The following is a 20452-nucleotide window of genomic DNA, read 5'->3' as shown; positions in this document are numbered from 1 at the left end:
TCACACCGGTACGGGACACTGCGCACCGTGGGGGTGAGCCGATGGACACGACGGTGACCATCGCGCTCGCCGTCGGTGCCCTCGTCGTGCTCGTCGCGGCCGTGGCGCTGCGGCTGTCCGACCGCCTCGGGCTGCCCTCGCTGCTGATCTACCTGCTGCTCGGGGTGGCGCTGGGGGAGGCCGGGTTCGGCGTCCAGTTCGAGGACGTCGGACTCACCCAGACCCTCGGTGTGGCGGCGCTCGTGGTGATCCTCGCCGAGGGCGGGCTGACCACCCGGTGGTCCGACGTCCGGCGCGCCGTGGGCCCCGGGCTGACCCTGGCGACCGTCGGGGTGCTGGTGTCGATCGTGGTGACCGCCGCGATCGCCGTCTGGCTGCTGGACTTCTCGTGGGAGTTCGCGCTGCTGCTGGGCGCCGTGGTCAGCTCCACGGACGCCGCCGCGGTGTTCGCCACGCTGCGCCGGCTGCCGCTGCCCCGCCGGATGGCCGCCTCCCTGGAGATGGAGTCCGGCCTCAACGACGCCCCGGTCATCCTCCTCGTCCTCGTCCTGTCCGAGCGGCTCGTCGGCGGGGAGACCACCAGCTGGTGGATCACCGCGGTCGAGGTGGTCGGTGAGCTGGCCGGCGGCTCGGTGCTCGGCGTCGCGATCGGCTTCGGCGGGGCGTGGCTGCTGCGCCGGGCGGCGTTGCCCCTGGTCGGCTTCTACCCGCTGGCCACCCTGGCGCTGTGCGTGCTGGCCTTCGCCTCGGCCGACCTGGTGCACACCTCGGGCTTCGTCGCGGTCTACCTGTGCGGTCTGGTGCTGGGCAACTCCTCGCTGCCGCACCGGGCCGGCACCATCGGGTTCGCCGAGGGCATGGCCAGCCTCGCCCAGATCGGGCTCTTCGTGCTGCTGGGCCTGCTGGTGAGCCCGGCCCGGCTGCCCGAGGCGGTGCTGCCCGCGCTGCTGATCGGCGGCGCGCTGCTGCTGGTCGCCCGGCCGCTGTCGGTGGTGGCCAGCCTGGCCTGGTTCAAGGTGCCGTGGGCCCAGCAGGCGTTCATCTCCTGGGCCGGGCTGCGCGGGGCGGTGCCGATCGTGCTGGCGACGTTCCCGATCGCGGCGCAGGTGCCCGGGGCGACCCGGGTCTTCGACATCGTGTTCGTGCTCGTCGTCGTCTTCACCGTCGTGCAGGGCGGGTCGCTGCCGGCCGTCGCCCGCTGGCTGCGCATCGCCACCCCGATCACCCCGCGCGACATCGACGTGGAGTCCGCCCCGCTGGACGAGCTGGGCGCCGAGCTGATGCAGCTGCGCGTGCCCGAGGGCTCCCGGCTGCACGGTGTCTACCTGCCCGAGCTGCGACTGCCCGAGGACGCCGCGGTGGTGCTCGTCGTCCGCGACGGCAAGCCGTTCGTGCCCTCGGCCCAGACCCGGCTGATGCGCGGGGACCAGGCGCTGCTGGTGTCGGCCCGGGGCTCGCGCGCCGAGGCCGAGCGTCGGCTGCGGGCGGTGAGCCGGGCCGGCCGGTTGGCCAGCTGGCGCGGCGAGGCCGGCGCGCCCACTCAGGAGGACTGAGCGACCGCCACGACGACGTCGACCGGGTGCGGGGCGTACCGGCGGTCGCCCTCGGTGGTGGTGATCGCGTCGAGGGCGTCCAGCAGCGCGGCCCGCGCGGGCACGGCGAGGTCCGAGCAGTCGGCCCCGACCAGGAAGTCCAGCACGTCCGCGCCGTCGGCCGAGGTGGGGTCCGAGCAGTCGGTCACGTCGAGGCGACCGGCGACCCGGGTCACCTGCGCGGTCAGACCGGCCTCGGGCAGCGCGGCCAGCAGGTCCGCGCTCCACCACCGGTGGCTCGCCGCGTCGACGGTGGTGGTCAGCAGGCACAGGTCCTCGAGTGGGGCCAGGGCCACGACCAGCGCCCCGCCGGGCGCCAGGCGGCGGCGGGCCGCGGTGAGCGCCTCGCCGAGGTCGGGCACGTAGTAGAGGGAGTGCACCGCCAGCACCACGTCGGCGACCTCGTCGCCCACGGTCTCCCCGAGGGTCTGGAAGGTGCCCGGGTGCAGCACGGCGGACCCGCCACTGCCGGCCAGCGCCGCCCCCACCCGCTCCTGGGCGCGGGTGCCCACCGCGGCCGGTTCGGCGGCGATCCAGCGCACCGGGCCCCTGCCGGGGGCGAGGCCGGTCGCCAGGGGCGCGTCCACGCTGCCGTCGCCGGGGCCGATGCTGAGCACCGTGCGGGGCGCCGGGCCGGGCAGCAGGGCGTCGAGGGTCGCGGCGAGGCTCCCGGTGAGCAGGGCCCGCTGGTCGCTGTGCGCCTCGTAGGTGGCGTGCGCGCGGGCGTACCCGGCCATGTCCAGCGGGCGTGGACCACCGTGCTCGGCCAGGGCGCTGCGCAGGAGGTCCAGGGAGCCGACGACGGTGGTCACGCGGCCAGCGTAAGCGGCACTGACACCCGGGGTGGACAGGTCGTCGGGCCGGGGCGCACGCTTCGGTGGTGCCCCCTCCCGCTCCTGACACCACCCTGAACCCCACCTCCCAGGCGAGCCTCGCGCACTGGTCGGAGGCCGGCCGCCGCGGCATGGAGGCCTTCTACGCCCTGGCCACCGAGGACTACCGCCAGCTCGCCGGCGCCCGCGACTGGGCCGGCACGCTGACCGGGCTCGCCGCCGGCGGCGACACCGTCTCGGTGCTCGACGTGGCCTGCGGCAGCGGCAAGTTCCCCGCCGCCCTGCTCGCCACCCCCGAGGTCGCCGAGCTGGCCGGCCGGCTGACCGTCGAGACCGACCTGCTCGACCCGTCCCCGTTCAGCCTCACCGAGGCCCGCGGGAAGCTCGCGCCCCCGTTCGTCGGCGCCGCCGACCACGAGTGCACGCTGCAGGACCTCGTCGTCCGGCCCGGTGGCTGGGACCTGGTCTGGTCCACCCACGGGCTGTACGCGCTGGCCCCCGAGGACGTCGCGGCCGGGATGACCCGGTTCGTCGAGGCCATCGCCCCCGGCGGTCTCGGCGTCGTCGCCCAGGCCACCAGCGCCTCGCACTACCTCGTCGTCGACGAGGCCTTCCGCCGCTCCTTCGACCCGCAGGGCCTGCGCACGCCGTACACCTCGGCCGAGCAGGTCGTCGCCGCCCTGGCCGACCTGCCGGTGACGGTGGACCAGCAGCTGCTCACCTACCGCACCTCGGTCGCCCAGGACGACCGGGAGACCGCCGAGGGCTTCCTGCAGCGCTGCGTCTTCGACGACTCGGTCTCCCTGGACCAGATGACCGCCGACCCGGTCCTGGGTGCCTACCTGTCCTCCTGCGAGTCCGAGGGCCGCTGGGTCTTCGACCACCAGGTCGCCCTGATCACCGTCACCCCCGGAGGAGACCGCACGTGAGCGGCAACGTCAGCCAGACCCACGCCGCCCGGGACGGGCTGGACACCGCGTGGACCGGGGACAACAACGAGTGGTGGGACTGGTACCTGACGCTGGCCGACAACGGCGGCGACGACAGCCCCCTGCTGGAGCTCGACGAGCCCCCGGCGCTGCCCGAGCCCACGGCCGACGAGCTGGAGGCGCTGCTCGCCGAGGCCTACCCGGTCACCCCCGAGCAGGTGGCGGCCTTCGCCCGCGACGGCTTCGTCAAGCTGCAGGGCGTCCTGCCCCCGGCCGCGGTCTCCCGGCTGCGCCGACTGCTCACCGAGCACCTGGCCGCCGGTGGCCGTGACCGGCCCGCGGGCCGGTTCACCAGCGACGAGCTGATGTGGACGCAGTCGGCCGACATCGCCGCGTTCGTGCTCAGCCGGCGGCTGGGCCGCATCGTCGCCGACCTGCTGGGTGCGGCCGACGTGCGGGTCTACCACGACAACGTGCTGGCCAAGGAGCCCGCGTGCGGGCGCACGCCCTGGCACTTCGACGACCACCACTTCCCGATCGACAGCCAGCAGGTCGCCACCGTGTGGATGCCCCTGCAGCAGACGCCGCGCCAGATGGGGCCACTGTCCTTCGCCCGGGGGGTCGACCTGCACCAGCTGGTGGACGACGTGCCGTTCTCCACGAAGGACGCCAGCTACGACCGGGCGGTCTCCGGCGCCTTCGCCGACGCCCAGGTGTCGGTGGAGGACGGGCCGTTCGAGCTGGGCGAGATCTCGGTGCACTCCAGCCTGTGCTTCCACACCGCCGGCCCCAACCGGACGACGGCCCCGCGCATGGTGCTGGCCACCACCTACTTCGCCGACGGGGCGAAGGTGGTGCCCAGCCCGACGCTGGTGTCGGGGGAGTGGCAGCAGTTCCTGCCCGGCGCCCAGCCCGGCGAGGTCATCGACACCCCGATGAACCCGATCGTCTCCTGAACACCACCACCTGAACGCCGCCTCCTGAACGCGACGGAGCCCCCGACCACGAGGTGGTCGGGGGCTCCGTCGTGCCCAGGGGCTACCGCGCGGCGGCGAGCTCCACCGGGCCGGTCAGCTCCAGGGTCTTCGTCGTCTCGGCCCGGACCTCGCGGAGCAGGTCGGGCTCGTCGGCCAGCTGGTGACCGTAGGACGGGATCGCCTCGGTGAGCTTGGGCGCCCACGCGGCGGCCTGGCCGGGGAAGGCCCGGCGCAGCAGGTCCAGCATCGCGGCCACGGCGGTGGAGGCGCCCGGCGAGGCGCCGAGCAGGCCCGCGATGGACCCCTCCGCACCGACGATCAGCTCGGTGCCGAACTGGAGCACGCCGTGGCCCTTGGCGTCCTGCTTGATGACCTGCACCCGCTGGCCGGCGGTGATCATCTCCCAGTCGTCGCCGTCGGCGGTGGGCACGAACTCCTCGAGGGCCTCGATGCGGTCCGAGGGGCGCTGGAGCACCTGGCCGATGAGGTAGCGGGTGAGCGCGGTCTGGGTGCGGGCGACACCGAGCATGGAGCCGATGTTGCCCAGCCGTACCGAGCGCGGCAGGTCCAGCCAGGACCCGGCCTTGAGGAACTTCGGGGAGAAGCCGGCGTAGGGGCCGAACAGCAGCGACTGGTCGCCGTCGATGGCTCGCAGGTCCAGGTGCGGCACCGACATGGGCGGGGCGCCGACGGCGGCCTGGCCGTAGACCTTGGCCTGGTGCCGGGAGACCAGCTCGGGGTTGCGGGTGCGCAGGAAGAGCCCGGAGACCGGGAACCCGCCGAAGCCCTTGATCTCGGGGATGTCGGCACGCTGCAGCAGCGGCAGGGCGCCACCGCCGGCGCCGACGAAGACGAAGCCCGCGCTGACGGTGAACTCCTGCCCGCTGGCGTGGTGCCGGGCGGTGACGTCCCAGCGCCCGTCGGAGGTGCGCTTGAGGTCCTGCACGCTGGTGCCGGTGTGCACGGCCAGGCCGCGGTCGCTGCCCTGGCGCAGCAGCAGCCGGGTGAGGGAGCCGAAGTCGACGTCGGTGCCGGCGGTGGAGCGGGTCGCGGCGACGGGCTGGGCCGGGTCGCGGCCCTCCATCATCAGCGGCACCCAGTCGGCCAGCTCGGCGCCGTCGGTGGTGAGCTCGAGCTCCTCGAACAGCGGCGAGGCGACCAGCGCCTGGTGCCGGGCCCGCATGTACTCCTGGCCCTCGGTGCCGTGCACGAAGCTGATGTGCGGCACCGGGGTGATGAAGGACTTGGGCGAGGGGGTCAGCCCGGAGCGGACCAGGTGCGACCAGAACTGGCGCGAGACCTGGAACTGCTCGTTGATCGTGATCGCCTTGCTGGGGTCGACCACGCCGTCCTTGCCGGCGGGGGTGTAGTTCAGCTCGCAGAGCGCGGAGTGCCCGGTGCCGGCGTTGTTCCAGCCGTCCGAGCTCTCCCCGGCGACGTGGTCCCCGGCCTCGAAGAGGGTCACCGACCAGTGCGGGGCGACGATGCCCAGCAGCGCAGCCAGGGTCGCGCTCATCACCCCACCGCCCACCAGGACGACGTCGGGACGCCGCGCGTCGGGGATGACCGGGCTGGTCTCCTGGGGTTCGGTCGAGGGGGTCGTCACGGGGTTCGTCACGGGGCCTTCCTGGGAGCTCGCTGCTGCGTCGGTGCAGCGTCGGTGCGGTGCAGGGGGCGGGATCGTCCGCCTGCCCGCCATGGTCGTCGGTCCTCGCGTCGATCTCGTCCCCAGCCGGTGTGACCCTCGCCATGCCCGCGAGCGCGCCTGCGCGAACACCGGGCCCGCGGCAGGTGGTCGGTACCGTCCTGGCGTGGCCGACGAACCCAGCGACAGCGCAGCCTCCGTGGTGCCGGCCGCCGGCCGCCGCTCCCGCACCCGGCTGCTGGCCCTGATCGCCGTCACGGTGTTCGCCCTGGACCTGGTCACCAAGCTCGTCGTGGTGGCCACCATCGAGCCGGCGGAGAACATCCGCACCCTCGGCGGGCTGCTCTACCTGACCAACTACCGCAACACCGGCGCGGCCTTCTCCTTCGCCGAGGGCGCCACCGTGGTGTTCAGCCTGATCGCGGTGGTGATCGCGGTGGTCATCGTCCGGGTCGCCCGCCGGCTGTTCTCCCCGGGCTGGGCGGTCGCGCTGGGCCTGGTGCTCGGCGGCGCGCTGGGCAACCTGGTCGACCGGGTCTTCCGCGACCCCGGCTTCCTGCGCGGCGGGGTGGTGGACTTCCTGTCGGTCTTCGGCCCGAACGGGCAGGTCTGGCCGATCTTCAACGTCGCGGACTCCTCCATCGTCTGCGGCGGCATCCTGGGCGCGGTGCTGGCGATCCGCGGCATCGAGTTCGACGGCAGCCGCGGCAAGGACCCCCGCACGGACGACGACGGTCCCGAGCCCGCCTGATCGTCGGTCACAATGGGCCGGTGACCGCCAGCCTGCACCGTGAGCTCCCGGTGCCCGACGGCCTGGAGGGCTCCCGGGTCGACCAGGCGCTGACCCGGTTGTTCGGGCTCACCCGCACCGCCGCCGCCGACCTCGCCGACGCCGGTTCCGTGCTGGTCGACGGCCGGGTGAAGGGCAAGGGCGACCGGCTCGTCGCCGGCAGCTGGCTCGAGGTCGAGCTGCCCCCGCCGCCGGGGGAGGCCGCCGCGCCGCAGCCCGTCGTGGGCATGACCGTCGTGCACGACGACGACGACATCGTGGTCGTCGACAAGCCCGTCGGGGTCGCCGCGCACGGCAGCCCCGGGTGGGAGGGCCCCACCGTCGTCGGCGGCCTCGCCGCCGCCGGCTACCGGATCTCCACCAGCGGGGCCGAGGAGCGGCGCGGGATCGTGCACCGCCTGGACGCCGCCACGACCGGGCTGATGGTGGTCGCCAAGAGCGAACGGGCCTACACCCTGCTCAAGGCCGCGTTCAAGGAGCGCACCGTGGACAAGGGCTACCACGCCCTGGTGCAGGGCCACCCCGACCCCAGCCGCGGCACCATCGACGCCCCCATCGACCGGCACCCCAAGCACGACTGGCGCTTCGCCGTGGTCAGCACCGGGCGGCCCTCGGTCACCCACTACGACACCCAGGAGGCCTTCGCGGCCGCCTCGCTGGTCTCGGTCAAGCTCGAGACCGGTCGCACCCACCAGATCCGGGTCCACTTCTCCGCCATGCGCCACCCGCTGGTCGGCGACATGGCCTACGGCGCCGACCCCACGCTGGCCGCCCGGCTCGGGGTCTCCCGGCAGTGGCTGCACGCGATGCGGCTGGGCTTCGCCCACCCCGCCGACGGCCGGTGGGTCGAGTTCACCAGCACCTACCCCGACGACCTCGCCGGCGCGCTGGGCCGCCTCCGCGACGAGGCCTGAGCGCACTGTCCCGCCCGTGACCGGTCTGCCCGACACCCTCGCCGACTTCGGCCCGGCCCAGCTGGCCGCGGTCGTCATCGCCGGGTACCTCGTCGTCGGGGAGCCCTTCGTCGGGCACGTGCTGCACCGCCGCTTCGAGCACCGGATGCGCGCCGACGGCGGCGCCCGCCGCTCGTTCTACCGCCGCCTGCTCGTCCTGGAGTGGGGGCTGGCGGCGCTGGTGTTCGTGGTCTTCCTGGCCAGCCCGGACGTCGACGCCGGCCAGCTGGGGCTGCGCTGGCCCCAGGCCTGGCCCGGGCTGCTGACCGCCGCGGCGTGCCTGCTCCTGGTGGCCTTCGTGGTGGTGTCCACCCGGGCGCTGCGGGCCGGTGTGCTGGCGCAGACCGGGCCCAGCGGCCCCCGAGCGGGGGAGGGCCGGCACAGCGAGCCCCCGGTGCAGTCCACCGTCGCCCTGCTGCCCCGCACCGGCCCGGAACGCCGGCTGTTCGCCCTCGTCGGGGTCACCGCCGGGGTGTGCGAGGAGTGGCTGTACCGCGGCTTCTTCCTGGCCGTCGTCGCCGCACTGGCCCCCGGGTTGCCCACCGGGGTGCTGGTCGTCGTCGCGGCGGTGGCGTTCGGCCTGGCGCACGCCTACCAGGGCGTCTCGGGGGTGCTGACCACCGGCGTGCTCGGCGGCGTGCTCGCCGCGCTCTACCTGCAGACCGGCTCGTTGCTCCTCCCGGTGCTGCTGCACGCGGTGATCGACCTGCGGTTCCTGCTGGTCCCGGCCACCGCCCTGCCCGCCGTCCGGACGGCGCGATGAGCGCCCGGGTCGCCGGTCGCGACGACTGGCCCGAGGTCGCGGCGCTGCGGCACCGGGTCTTCGTCCTCGAGCAGGGCGTGCCGGCCGAGCTGGAGTCCGACGCCGCCGACGCCTCCGCCGTGCACGCCCTCGCCCGGGACGACGCCGGGACGGTGGTCGCAGTGGGTCGGCTGATCGAGCGCGACGGGCGGGCGGTGATCGGGCGGATGGCCGCCGACCGCTCGGTCCGGGGCCGGGGCCACGGTGCCACCGTGCTCGAGGTGCTGCACGCCGAGGCGGCCGGCCGGGGGTTCGCCGAGGTCGAGCTGCACGCCCAGCTGACGGCCCGCCGGTTCTACGAGCGGGCCGGCTACGAGCCGGTCGGCGGGGTCTACACCGAGGCCGGCATCGAGCACGTCACGATGCGCCGGCGACTGGTGTGACGGAGTGGTCACAGCCACCTCGACACGTTCTGTCAGACCCTCGGCGTAGACCTCCGGGGGTGCGAGGATCGGGGGACCGGTCACCGCGCGAGCGAACCCGTTGGACGGCCTTCCCCGCCGGTCATGAGAACCACCCGTCGACCCTGCCCGCACGCCCCCCGCGTGCCGGCGGCAGGGCCGGCGCGACCCGTGAGGAGCACACCGCACCGTGAGCAGCAGCACCGCCCAGTCCGAGAACTTCGTGCACCTGCACGTGCACACCGAGTACTCGATGCTCGACGGGGCGGCGAAGCTGCCGGAGCTGACCAAGGCGGCGGCCGCGCAGGGGATGCCGGCGCTGGCGATGACCGACCACGGCAACGTGTTCGGCGCCTACGACTTCTACAAGCAGTCCACCGCCGCCGGGGTCAAGCCGATCATCGGCATGGAGGGCTACTACACGCCCGGGTCCCGGTTCGACCGCGCCCCGTTCGAGTTCGGCGTGGTCACCGACGAGGACGGCGAGGGGGCCTCGTCCAAGGGCAAGGCCGCCTACACCCACATGACCCTGCTGGCCCGCACCACCGAGGGCATGCACAACCTGTTCCGGCTGTCCTCGCTGGCCAGCCTGGAGGGCCAGTACCGCAAGCCGCGCTTCGACCGCGACCTGCTGGAGCGGTTCGGGAAGGGCCTCATCGCCACCACCGGCTGCCCGTCGGGCGAGGTCAACATGTGGCTGCGCGCGGGCAAGGTCGACCGGGCCCGGCAGGCCGCGGCGGACTTCCAGGACATCTTCGGGAAGGACAACTTCTACGCCGAGGTCATGGACCACGGGCTGTCCATCGAGAAGCGCACCAAGCCCGCGCTGCTGGAGATCGCCAAGGACCTCGGCATCCCGCTGCTGGGCACCAACGACCTGCACTACACCCACCAGGAGGACAGCGAGGCCCACGACGCCCTGCTGTGCATCCAGACCGGGTCGCGGCTCAACGAGCCCAACCGCTTCAAGTTCAACGGCGACGGCTACTACCTCAAGACCGCCGCGGAGATGCGGGCGCTGTTCTCCGAGCACCCCGAGGCCTGCGACAACACGCTGCTGGTGGCCGAGCAGTGCGAGGTCACCTTCACCGAGGGCGCCGACCTCATGCCGCGCTTCCCGCTGCCCGACGGGGAGGACGAGACCTCCTGGTTCGTCAAGGAGGTCGAGCGCGGCCTGCACAAGCGCTGGCCCGGCGGCACCATCCCCGACCACGTGCGCAAGCAGGCCGACTACGAGGTCGGGATCATCGTCCAGATGGGCTTCCCGGGGTACTTCCTCGTGGTCGCCGACTTCATCAACTGGGCCAAGGACCAGGGCATCCGGGTCGGCCCGGGCCGTGGCTCGGCCGCCGGGTCGCTGGCCGCCTACGCGATGGGCATCACCGACCTCGACCCGCTGGCGCACGGGCTGATCTTCGAGCGCTTCCTCAACCCCGAGCGCGTCTCCATGCCCGACGTCGACATCGACTTCGACGAGCGCCGGCGCGGTGAGGTGATCCGCTACGTCTCGGACAAGTACGGCGAGGAGCGGGTCAGCCAGATCGTCACCTACGGCACGATCAAGGCCAAGGCCGCGATCAAGGACGCCGCCCGGGTGCTCGACCGGCCCTACTCCGTCGGTGACGAGCTCACCAAGCTGATGCCCCCGGGCGTCATGGGCAAGGACATCCCGCTGTCGGGGATCTTCGACCCGGCCCACCCCCGCTACAAGGAGGCCTCGGAGTTCCGGGCCCGCTACGAGTCCGACCCCGGTGCCGCCGAGGTGGTCGACCAGGCCCGCAAGCTCGAGGGGCTCAAGCGCCAGTGGGGCGTGCACGCCGCCGGGGTCATCATCGGCCGCTTCCCGCTGATCGACAGCGTGCCGATCATGCGCCGGGAGTCCGACGGCGCGGTCATCACCCAGTTCGACTACCCGACCTGCGAGACGCTCGGGCTGCTCAAGATGGACTTCCTGGGTCTGCGCAACCTCACCGTCATCGACGACGCGCTGCGCAACATCGTCACCAACGGCAAGGCCCCGGTCGACCTCGACGAGATCAGCAAGGACCTCACCGACCCCGAGACCTACGCGCTGCTGGCCCGGGGCGACACCCTGGGGGTCTTCCAGTTCGACGGTGGTCCGATGCGGGCGCTGCTGCGCCTCATGCGCCCGGACAACTTCGAGGACATCTCCGCCGTCGGTGCGCTCTACCGACCGGGCCCGATGGGTGCCAACTCGCACACCAACTACGCGCTGCGCAAGAACGGCCAGCAGGAGATCGTCCCGATCCACCCGGAGCTCGCGGAGTCCCTGGAGGAGATCCTCGGCCAGACCTACGGCCTGATCGTCTACCAGGAGCAGGTCATGGCCATCGCGCAGAAGGTCGCCGGGTACTCCCTGGGCACCGCGGACCTGCTGCGCCGGGCGATGGGCAAGAAGAAGAAGTCCGTGCTGGACGCCGAGTACGTCGGCTTCGAGGCCGGGATGAAGGCCAACGGCTACTCCGCGGCCGCGGTGAAGACGCTGTGGGACATCCTGGTGCCCTTCGCCGACTACGCGTTCAACAAGGCCCACTCGGCGGCCTACGGGCTGGTCTCCTACTGGACGGCCTACCTCAAGGCCAACTACCCGGCCGAGTACATGGCCGGCCTGCTCACCAGCGTCGGCGACGACAAGGACCGTCGACCGGTCTACCTGGCCGAGTGCCGCCGGATGGGCATCAAGGTGCTCCCGCCCGACGTCAACGAGTCCTCCTGGGACTTCACCGCCGTCGGCAACGACGTGCGGTTCGGGCTGGCCTCGGTGCGCAACGTCGGGCACAACGTCGTGGACTCGATCCGCCGGGCCCGGGAGGAGAAGGGCGCCTTCCGGGACTTCGCCGACTTCATGCGCAAGATCGACACCGTGGCCTGCAACAAGAAGGTCATCGAGTCCCTGGCCAAGGCCGGCGCCTTCGACTCCATGGGCCACTCCCGGCAGGGGATCGCCGCCATCCACGTCCAGGCGGTGGACTCGGCGATGGGTCTCAAGCGCCGCGAGGCCGAGGGCCAGTTCGACCTGTTCGGTGGCGGGGAGGACCTCGGCGCCGACGACCCGCTGGCCGCCGCCATGGACATCGCCATCCCCACCGTGGACTGGTCGAAGTCCGAGCGGCTGGTCTTCGAGCGCGACATGCTCGGCCTCTACGTCTCCGACCACCCGCTGCACGGGGTGGAGCACGTGCTCACCAGCCACGCCGACACCTCGCTGGCCGAGATCCTCTCCGGCGGGGTGGAGGACGGCGCCAACGTGACCGTCGCCGGCATCCTCACCTCGGTCTCCCCGCGCACCAACAAGCAGGGCGCGCCCTGGGCGATCGCCACCATCGAGGACCTCGAGGCCGGCATCGAGGTGCTGTTCTTCCCCAAGACGTGGGCCGAGGTGCAGGACAAGGTCGCCCGCGACCAGATCGTCGCGGTCAAGGGCCGGATCTCCCGGCGGGACGACACCCCGTCGCTGTTCGGCTCCGAGGTGACCGTGCCCGAGCTCACCGAGGGCCCGCGCGGCCCGGTGCTGGTCTCGATGCCGGCCACCCGGTGCACCCCGCCGGTGGTCGAACGCCTCCGCGAGGTGCTCGGCAGCCACCCGGGCACCACCGAGGTGCAGCTCAAGCTGATCAACGGCCAGCGGGAGACGGTGCTCCGGCTGGACCAGGGCCTGCGGGTGCGCCCCAGCACCGCGCTGATGGGCGACATCAAGGCGCTGCTCGGCCCGACCAGCGTGGCCCTGCTGTGACGCTCTTCGAGGCCGGCGCGGAGAGCTCCCCGCCGGACCCGCGCCCCGCGGCGGTGCCCGCCGGGGTGCCCGGGCTGCAGGGCAGCCGGACCGATCTGCGCAGCGGCGTGCTGCTGGCCGTGGTCCTCGGGCTCGCCGGCCTGGTCACCGGCGGGCTGTGGGTGTGGCTGGCGCCGCGGGCGGACTTCCGGGTCACCGACACCCAGGGCTCGGTCGAGGTCGTCGGCGGGGGACTGGTCTCCCCCGAGCTGTTCATGAGCGACGACGGGGTCTACGTCCTGCTGCTGGCCGGGCTCGGGCTCGTCGCCGGGCTGGCCGCCTGGGCCCTGCGGTCCCGCCGCGGCGTCGTCACCCTGGCCGCCACCGCGGTCGGCATGCTGCTGGCCTCGCTGGTCACCTGGCAGCTCGGCGCGCTGTTGGGCCGGGGCCCCAGCCAGGAGCAGCTGTCCACCCCGGGCACGCAGGTCACCACCGCCCTGGACCTCGGGGCCCTGGCGGCGCTGGCCGTCGGCCCGTTCGTCGCCGTCTTCGTCTACCTGGTCGCCACCGTGCTCACCAGCCGCGACGACCTCGGCCGCGCCGGCACCACCGTGGGCCCACACCAGGAGCTGTCAGCCCCCTGACCCCGGCCCCCGGCCTCGTCCCAGGGGCCCGCGCTGAGCGTGCGAAGCGTGGGGAGGGACGAGGTCCTTCAATTGGGGGTGAGCGGGCCCGCGAACTGCTGCAGGGGCACCGGCACGGCGCCCAGCTCGCGCAGCAGGGTGAGCTCCCGACGGAGCAGCCGGGACTCCGCGGCCAGCCGGCGCCGGGTCGCGGACTCCGCGAGCAGCGACTGCCGGTCCTCGGTGGTCAGCAGCGCCGCCGAGGCCACCAGGTAGGACAACCCGCGCGCGTCGTCCCCGACCTGACGCAGCAGGGCCGCGGCCTCGCCGTCGCCACCGGGGTCACCGGGCTCGTCCAGACCGAGGTCGGCGAGCAGCTCGGCGTCCTCCTCGTCGTCGGCGTCCAACCCGCCGCGCAGGGCCGCCACCTCGGTGACGTAGCGGGCGAACAGGTCCGAGACGCTGCGCACCAGCAGGCCCAGCGACCCGCGGGCCACCGAGGACAGCACCTCGTCGGCGCCCTCGGTGAGCCCGTCGGCGTTGCCGGCGGCCTCCTCGGCCGCCTCCTCCTCGCCCAGCCACTCGACCTCTGCCTGCAGGTAGGGCGGGTCGTCACCGACGACCACGTCGAGCAGCCGGAACCGGTCCGCACCGACGGTGACGATCCGGTAGCCGCCGTCGGCCTGCGGGGTGACGGCCCGGACCACCGCGGTGCAGCCCACGTCGAAGAGCGCCTCGGCGGGGGAGACCCGCTCGACCTCCCAGCCCTGACGGATGGCGACCACGCCGAAGGAGCGCGGACCAGCACCGTCGGGCCGGTCGACCAGGTCGGAGACCAGCCGCCGGTAGCGCGGCTCGAAGATCTGCAGGGGCAGCACGACGCCGGGGAACAGCGGGCTCCCCAACGGGAACAACGGGATCAGCTCGCCCACGACGGTGACCCTACGGGTGGGCGCCACATCGGGGGCTGCGGTGCGCTCGGCGCGCGCACCTATCCTGGGGGCGTTCCCCGACCGTCCTCCCGGAGGTGCCCCGTGCTCGCCCGCATCGACCTGCGCGACGCCCCCCTGCCCGGCGTCCGCGAGCTGACCGGGCTGCTGCCCCGGGCGGCCACCGACATCGAGAGCGTGCTGGCCACCGTGCGCCCGGTCTGCGAGGACGTCCGGCTCCGCGGCGCCCAGGCGGTCCGCGAGATCACCCTGCGCTTCGACGGCGTGGACGCCGAGGACTTCGCCGTCCCGCAGTCCGCCCTCGACGAGGCACTGGCCAGCTGCGATCCGGCCCTGCGCGAGGCACTCGAGGAGGCGGTCTCCCGCGTCCGGAAGGTGCACGCCGACCAGCGCCGCACCGACGTCACCACCCAGGTCGTGCCCGGCGGCACCGTGACCGAGCGCTGGGTCCCGGTCCGCAGGGTCGGCCTGTACGTGCCCGGCGGTCTGGCGCCCCTGCTGTCCAGCGTGGTCATGAACGTGGTGCCCGCCCAGATCGCCGGGGTCGAGTCCATCGCCGTGGCCACCCCGCCCCAGCGGGACAACGGCGGGCTGCCCGACCCGGGCGTGCTCGCCGCGTGCGCGCTGCTGGGCGTCACCGAGGTCTACGCCGTGGGCGGGGCCCAGGCGATCGCCGTCTTCGGCTACGGCGCCGGGTCCTGCGAGCCGGTCGACCTGGTCACCGGTCCGGGCAACGTCTACGTGACGGCGGCCAAGCGGCTGCTGCGCGGGCTGATCGGCATCGACAGCGAGGCCGGCCCCACCGAGGTCGCCGTGCTCGCCGACGACACCGCCGACCCGGTGCACGTGGCGGCGGACCTGATCAGCCAGGCCGAGCACGACCCGCTGGCCGGTGCCGTGCTGGTCACCACCAGCGAGGAGCTCGCCGACGCCGTCCTGGCGCTGGTGCCCGAGCAGGTCGCGGCCACCAAGCACTCCGACCGGATCACCACCGCCCTGGGCGGCAGCCAGTCCGGCATCGTGCTGGTCGACGACCTCGACGCCGGTCTGGCCGTGGTCGACGCCTACGCCGCGGAGCACCTGGAGATCCAGACCCGGGACGCCCGCGCGGTGGCCATGCGGGTGCGCAACGCCGGCGCGGTCTTCGTCGGTCCGTGGTCCCCGGTGTCGCTGGGTGACTACGCGGCCGGCTCCAACCACGTGCTGCCCACCGGCGGGTGCGCCCGGCACTCCAGCGGGCTGAGCGTGCAGACCTTCCTGCGCGGCATCCACCTCATCGACTACGACGAGGCCGCGCTGGCCGACGTCGCCCGGCACGTCGACGTGCTCGCCCACGCCGAGGACCTGCCCGCCCACGCGGCTGCGGTGGCGGTGCGGCAGAAGTGACGTCCCTGGACGACCTGCCGCTGCGTCCGGAGCTGCGGGGGAAGTCCCCCTACGGCGCCCCGCAGGTGCCGGCGCAGCACCGGCTCAACACCAACGAGAACCCGCACCCGCTGCCCGACGGGCTGCTCGCCGACCTCGGCGCGGCCCTCGGCGCGGCGGCGCTGGAGCTCAACCGGTACCCCGACCGGGACGCCGTCGCGCTGCGCACGGACCTCGCCGGCTACCTGACCCGGGTCTCCGGGGAGCAGGTCGCGGTGCCGCAGGTGTGGGCGGCCAACGGGTCCAACGAGGTGCTGCAGCAGGTGCTGCAGACCTTCGGCGGCGCCGGCCGCACCGCGCTGGGCTTCACGCCGTCCTACTCGATGCACCCGATCATCACCGCCTCCACCGGCGGCGCCTGGGTGGACGGACACCGGCGGGCGGACTTCACCATCGACCCCGAGCGGGCGGTCGCGCAGGTGCGCGAGGTGCGCCCCGACGTCGTCTTCGTGACCAGCCCGAACAACCCGACCGGGACGGCGGTCGACCTCGCGACGATCACCGCGCTGTACGAGGCGACCGACGGGGTGCTGGTCGTCGACGAGGCCTACGCCGAGTTCGCCCGCCCCGGCACCCCGTCGGCGCTGAGCCTGCTGGCCGGCCGGCCGCGGCTGGTGGTCAGCCGGACGATGAGCAAGGCGTTCGGGATGGCCGGGCTGCGCCTGGGCTACCTGGTCGCCGACCCGGCCGTGGTCGACGCGCTGCAGCTGGTGCGGCTGCCCTACCACCTGTCCAGCCTCACCCAGGCCGCCGCGCGGGCGGCGCTGGCGCACACCGACGAGCTGCTGGCCACCGTGGACGCGGTCAAGCACGAGCGGGACAGGATCGTCGACGCGCTGCCCGGCCTGGGGCTGACCAGCGTGCCCAGCGACGCCAACTTCGTGCTCTTCGGCGGCTTCGACGACGCCCCGGCGGTGTGGCAGGCGATGCTCGACCGCGGGGTGCTGGTGCGCGACGTCGGCCTGCCCGGCTGGCTGCGGGTCACCGCCGGCACGGCCGAGGAGACCGACGCGTTCCTCACCGTCCTGGGTGAGGTGGTCGGGGTCACCCGGGCGCCTGGGGGAGGATCACCGGCATGAACCGCACGGCTCGGGTGGAGCGCACGACGTCGGAGACGACCCTGACGGTCGAGGTCGACCTGGACGGCACGGGGGCGGCCGACATCGCCACCGGTGTCGGCTTCTACGACCACATGCTGACCTCGCTGTCCAAGCACAGCGGCATCGACCTCACCGTGCGCGCCGATGGCGACCTGCACATCGACGCCCACCACACCGTGGAGGACGTCGCGATCGCGCTGGGCCAGGCGTTCGCCGAGGCCCTGGGCGACAAGCGCGGGATCACCCGCTACGGCGACGCCACGATCCCGATGGACGAGGTGCTGGTGCAGGCCGCGGTCGACCTGTCGGGCCGGCCGTACTTCGTGCACGCCGAGCCCGCCGACATGACCCCGATGATCGGCCCGGACTACCCGACGTCGCTGACCCGGCACGTGCTGGAGAGCTTCGCCTTCCACGCCCGGATCGCGCTGCACGTGCGGGTGCTCTACGCCGGCCGGGACGCCCACCACATCGTGGAGTGCCAGTTCAAGGCCCTGGCCCGGGCGTTGCGTGCGGCCGTGGCGCTGGACCCGCGGACCACCGGCATCCCCTCCACGAAGGGCGCCCTCTAGGTGGGGTTCGCCTCCGGGCTGATCGTCATCGGCTGCTTCCTGCTCGGGGGTGCCTGGTCGATCTTCCGGGCCGACGACCCGGAGAAGGGCCGCACCCCCGCGCAGTGGTTCTTCGTCGGGGTCCTGCTCCTCGCCGCGGCGCTGGCCATCACCTCGGGCGTCCTGCGGTACTGATCGCTGGGTAGCGTGGTCGGGGTGAAGAAGGTCGTCGTCCTGGACTACGGATCGGGCAACCTCCGCTCCGCCGAACGTGCGCTGACCCGGGTGGGCGCCGACGTCGAGGTCACCGCCGACCCGCACGCCGCGCTGGCCGCCGACGGTCTCGTCGTCCCCGGGGTGGGCGCCTACGCGGCCTGCATGGCCGGGCTGCGCGCGGTCGGGGGTCCGCGGGTGATCGGCAAGCGGTTGGCCGGGGGTCGCCCGGTGCTGGGCATCTGCGTGGGCATGCAGGTGCTCTTCGAGCGCGGTGTCGAGCACGGCCAGGACACCGAGGGCTGCGGGGAGTGGCCGGGCACCGTCGAGGCGCTGCAGGCCCCGGTGCTGCCGCACATGGGCTGGAACACCGTGCAGGCCCCGGCCGGGTCGACGCTGTTCGCCGGCATCGAGGACCAGCGCTTCTACTTCGTGCACTCCTACGGCGTGCGGGAGTTCCCGCTCGAGCACGCCGGCACCGGGCCGCTCACCCCGCCGTCGGTCACCTGGGCCGAGCACGGCGACCGGTTCGTCGCCGGGGTGGAGAACGCCGCGCTCAGCGCCACCCAGTTCCACCCCGAGAAGTCCGGGGACGCCGGGGCCGCGCTGCTGACCAACTGGCTGGCCACGCTCTCCTAGGGTCTCGCGCATGCGCCCTGCAGGTCGGCTCGGATCCCGTCCCACCGGGCTGCTCGCCCTGGCGCTGGTCGCCGTCCTGACCTGGTTCGCGGTGCTCGCCGTCCAGCCCCCGGAGCCGGTGGCTGCCGATGCCCCGGCCGACGTGTTCAGCGCCGAGCGGGCCCACGAGCAGGTGCAGTGGATCGCCGCCGAGACGCACGTGACCGGCAGTGCGGCCAACGACCGGGTGCGCGAGCGGCTGGTGGACACCCTGACCGACCTGGGTCTGGAGACCCGGGTGCAGGACACGATCGGGATGAACCCGGGCGGGCCGGGTGAGGTCGAGGCCGCCCGGGTGCGCACCGTCGTCGGGCTGCTGCCGGGCAGCGATCCCACCGGCCGGCTGTTCCTGGTCGCCCACCACGACTCGGTGGAGACCGGGCCCGGCGGCAACGACGACGCCGCGGGGGTGTCCTCGGTGCTGGAGACGCTGCGGGCCCTGACCGCCGGGCCGCAGCTGCGCAACGACGTCGTCGTGGTGTTCACCGACGCCGAGGAGGCCTGCCTCTGCGGCGCCGAGGCCTTCGTCGACCAGGACGAGCTGGCCGCGGACGGTGGCGTGGTGCTGAACCTGGAGGCCCGCGGCACGTCCGGGCCGCCGGTCACCTTCGAGACGTCGCTGGGCAACGCCGGGGTGGCGGCGGCCTACGCCGCCGCGGCCGTGCACCCGGTGGCCACCAGCTTCGCCGTGGAGGTCTACCGGCTGCTGCCCAACGACACCGACTTCTCCCCGTTCCTGGACGCCGGCACCTTCACCGGGCTCAACACCGCCTACATCGACGGGTCCGCGGCGTACCACACCCCGGAGGACACCCCGTCCCGGATGGACCGCGGCAGCCTGCAGGCGATGGGCGACAACGCCCTGGCGCTGACCCGATCGCTGGGGGCAGCGGACCTGACGGGGCTGAGCACCCCGTCGGCCTCGGACGCCACCTACTTCCCGGTGCTCGGCGCGCTGGTCACGCTCCCGGGCTGGACGGTCTGGCCGCTGGCCGGGCTCGCCGCGCTGACCGTGCTCGGGCTGGCGGTCGCCGCCCGCCACCGGAGGACGACGACGGTGCCCCGGCTGCTGGCCGGGCTGGGCGCCGGGCTGCTGCCCCTGGTGCTGGCACCGCTCGCCGCCCAGGGCCTGTGGGCGCTGCTGGTGCTGGTGCGCCCGGACTACGCCGGGATGACCGACCCGTGGCAGCCGGGCTGGTACCGGGCGGGGGTCGTCGCGCTGGTCCTCCTCGTGCTGCTGGGCTGGTACGCCCTGCTGCGTCCTCGGGTGGGGGCGGTGGCGCTGGCGGTGGGTGGCCTCGCCTGGCTCGCCGTCCTCGGGCTGGTGCTGGCCGCGTTCGCCCCGGGCGGCTCCTACCTGGCCGCGCTGCCCGCCCTGGTCGCCGCGGTGACCGGCACGGTGGCGGTGCTGGTCGGGTCCCCGGTCGTCCGGCTGGTGGCCGCCCTGGTGGGTGCGGCGGTCGCCGTGGTGGTGCTCGCGCCCACCGTGGTGCTCTTCTTCCCCGCGCTGGGGCTGGCCACCGGCGGGGCGCCGGCGCTGTTCGCGGTGTTCCTCGGGCTGGCCGCGCTGCCGGTGCTGGAGCTGCTGTTCCCGGCCGAGGGGCGGGGCTCGTGGCCGGTGCCCGCCGTCGCCGGGGTGCTCGCCGTGGCGCTGGTCGGCACCGGGCTGGTGGTCGACCGGTTCGACGCCGACCACCCGGTGCCCACCCAGCTGATGTACGCCCTGGACGCCGACACCGGCGACGCCTGGTGGGTGTCCACCGAGGACGCCCCGGTCGACTGGACGCAGCAGTACCTGGGCGGTGACCCCGTGGAGCTGAGCGGGGCCTTCCCGGTGCTGCCCGAGGGCGCCCGCACCGGTCCCGCGGAGCCAGCCGACCTGCCCGCACCCGAGGTCACCGCGACCCGGGAGGACGACACCGTGACCGTCCGGGTGGAGCCCCGGCGCGACGCCCGGCTGGTCGTGGTCGAGGTGCGCGGGGTGACCGTGACCGGCGCCGAGGTGGAGGGCCGGGAGGTGCCGGGGGAGGTGCTGGGGGAGGGCCGGCTGACCGTCACGGTGCACGCCCCGCCCGCCGACGGGGTGGACCTGGCGTTCACCGTGACCGGTGACGGTCCGGTCGACGTCCGGGTCGTGGACGGCAGCGACGGCCTGGCCGACCTCCCCGGCTTCGTGCCCCGCCCGGACGACGTCGGCGTGGCCGGCACGCACACCTCGGACCTGCTGGTGGTCGGCGCCACCGTCCGGGTCGACTGA

The 20452-nt window shown here is 73.9% G+C and carries 18 protein-coding genes; 15 read left to right on the top strand and 3 right to left on the bottom strand.

The annotated features are described in order from the left end of the window. Positions 1–41 precede the first annotated feature (41 nt). Positions 42–1553 carry a potassium/proton antiporter gene (locus ASG36_RS01075; protein WP_055758297.1) on the top strand — a complete coding sequence of 504 codons (1512 nt, stop codon included), beginning with the start codon at positions 42–44 and terminating at the stop codon, positions 1551–1553. On the opposite strand, the gene ASG36_RS01070 is transcribed toward ASG36_RS01075, so the two are convergent. Continuing rightward, positions 1541–2404 (bottom strand): bifunctional 2-polyprenyl-6-hydroxyphenol methylase/3-demethylubiquinol 3-O-methyltransferase UbiG, encoded by an 864-nt coding sequence (locus ASG36_RS01070; protein ID WP_055758292.1) that lies wholly within the window; start codon positions 2402–2404, stop codon positions 1541–1543. The genes ASG36_RS01075 and ASG36_RS01070 overlap by 13 nt on opposite strands. 68 nt (positions 2405–2472) lie before the next feature. Between ASG36_RS01070 and ASG36_RS01065 the strand changes: the two genes are divergently transcribed. Next, entirely contained in the window at positions 2473–3354 is an 882-nt protein-coding gene (locus ASG36_RS01065) for a class I SAM-dependent methyltransferase (protein WP_157498480.1), read from the top strand. Next, positions 3351–4310: a phytanoyl-CoA dioxygenase family protein gene (locus tag ASG36_RS01060; RefSeq protein WP_055758288.1), complete on the top strand. Its 960-nt coding sequence runs from the start codon at positions 3351–3353 to the stop codon at positions 4308–4310. The genes ASG36_RS01065 and ASG36_RS01060 overlap by 4 nt, the downstream gene beginning before the upstream one ends. Before the next feature lie 82 nt (positions 4311–4392). On the opposite strand, the gene ASG36_RS01055 is transcribed toward ASG36_RS01060, so the two are convergent. Then, the gene (locus ASG36_RS01055; RefSeq protein WP_235494467.1) at positions 4393–5949 is read right to left on the bottom strand and encodes a malate:quinone oxidoreductase; all 1557 of its coding nucleotides are present in this window, start codon (positions 5947–5949) and stop codon (positions 4393–4395) included. Between the two features lie 193 nt (positions 5950–6142). Between ASG36_RS01055 and lspA the strand changes: the two genes are divergently transcribed. The 6 genes from lspA to ASG36_RS01025 all read left to right on the top strand — a co-directional run bounded on the left by lspA (position 6143) and on the right by ASG36_RS01025 (position 13299). After that, positions 6143–6727 carry a signal peptidase II gene (lspA, locus tag ASG36_RS01050; RefSeq protein WP_055758285.1) on the top strand — a complete coding sequence of 195 codons (585 nt, stop codon included), beginning with the start codon at positions 6143–6145 and terminating at the stop codon, positions 6725–6727. Between the two features lie 20 nt (positions 6728–6747). Further along, a complete protein-coding gene (locus tag ASG36_RS01045; RefSeq protein ID WP_200944301.1) occupies positions 6748–7680 on the top strand; it encodes an RluA family pseudouridine synthase in 933 nt (310 codons plus the stop codon). Between the two features lie 16 nt (positions 7681–7696). Next, positions 7697–8482, top strand: coding sequence for a CPBP family intramembrane glutamic endopeptidase (locus tag ASG36_RS01040; RefSeq protein ID WP_055758283.1), 786 nt, complete (start codon positions 7697–7699; stop codon positions 8480–8482). Then, the gene (locus ASG36_RS01035) at positions 8479–8904 is read left to right on the top strand and encodes a GNAT family N-acetyltransferase (protein ID WP_055758280.1); all 426 of its coding nucleotides are present in this window, start codon (positions 8479–8481) and stop codon (positions 8902–8904) included. Before ASG36_RS01040 ends, ASG36_RS01035 begins: the two co-directional genes overlap by 4 nt. A gap of 208 nt (positions 8905–9112) precedes the next feature. Beyond that, positions 9113–12676 (top strand): DNA polymerase III subunit alpha, encoded by a 3564-nt coding sequence (gene dnaE / locus ASG36_RS01030; protein WP_235494466.1) that lies wholly within the window; start codon positions 9113–9115, stop codon positions 12674–12676. Beyond that, positions 12673–13299: a DUF2567 domain-containing protein gene (locus tag ASG36_RS01025; protein ID WP_055758277.1), complete on the top strand. Its 627-nt coding sequence runs from the start codon at positions 12673–12675 to the stop codon at positions 13297–13299. Before dnaE ends, ASG36_RS01025 begins: the two co-directional genes overlap by 4 nt. Before the next feature lie 68 nt (positions 13300–13367). On the opposite strand, the gene ASG36_RS01020 is transcribed toward ASG36_RS01025, so the two are convergent. Further along, positions 13368–14210, bottom strand: a complete 843-nt coding sequence (locus ASG36_RS01020) for an LON peptidase substrate-binding domain-containing protein (protein ID WP_055758274.1) — start codon at positions 14208–14210, stop codon at positions 13368–13370. Positions 14211–14312: 102 nt separating this feature from the next. On the opposite strand from ASG36_RS01020, the gene hisD reads away from it, so the two are divergent. The 6 genes from hisD to ASG36_RS00995 are packed head-to-tail and all read left to right on the top strand — an operon-like array spanning position 14313 to position 20452. Further along, positions 14313–15614: a histidinol dehydrogenase gene (gene hisD, locus ASG36_RS01015; protein WP_055758271.1), complete on the top strand. Its 1302-nt coding sequence runs from the start codon at positions 14313–14315 to the stop codon at positions 15612–15614. Then, positions 15611–16732, top strand: a complete 1122-nt coding sequence (locus tag ASG36_RS01010; protein ID WP_055758269.1) for a histidinol-phosphate transaminase — start codon at positions 15611–15613, stop codon at positions 16730–16732. Before hisD ends, ASG36_RS01010 begins: the two co-directional genes overlap by 4 nt. Then, positions 16729–17325 (top strand): imidazoleglycerol-phosphate dehydratase HisB, encoded by a 597-nt coding sequence (gene hisB / locus ASG36_RS01005; RefSeq protein WP_055758265.1) that lies wholly within the window; start codon positions 16729–16731, stop codon positions 17323–17325. Before ASG36_RS01010 ends, hisB begins: the two co-directional genes overlap by 4 nt. Next, the gene (locus ASG36_RS22220; RefSeq protein WP_200944300.1) at positions 17326–17499 is read left to right on the top strand and encodes a hypothetical protein; all 174 of its coding nucleotides are present in this window, start codon (positions 17326–17328) and stop codon (positions 17497–17499) included. Between the two features lie 21 nt (positions 17500–17520). Beyond that, complete coding sequence (hisH, locus tag ASG36_RS01000; RefSeq protein WP_055758262.1) at positions 17521–18156, top strand: imidazole glycerol phosphate synthase subunit HisH; 636 nt, start codon at positions 17521–17523, stop codon at positions 18154–18156. A 10-nt stretch (positions 18157–18166) separates the two neighbouring features. After that, the gene (locus tag ASG36_RS00995) at positions 18167–20452 is read left to right on the top strand and encodes a M28 family peptidase (RefSeq protein WP_055758257.1); all 2286 of its coding nucleotides are present in this window, start codon (positions 18167–18169) and stop codon (positions 20450–20452) included.

Origin of the sequence: Geodermatophilus sp. Leaf369 (assembly GCF_001424455.1) — a bacterium.
GTDB lineage: Bacteria > Actinomycetota > Actinomycetes > Mycobacteriales > Geodermatophilaceae > Klenkia.
This window is presented reverse-complemented; position numbering and strand designations above follow the sequence as displayed.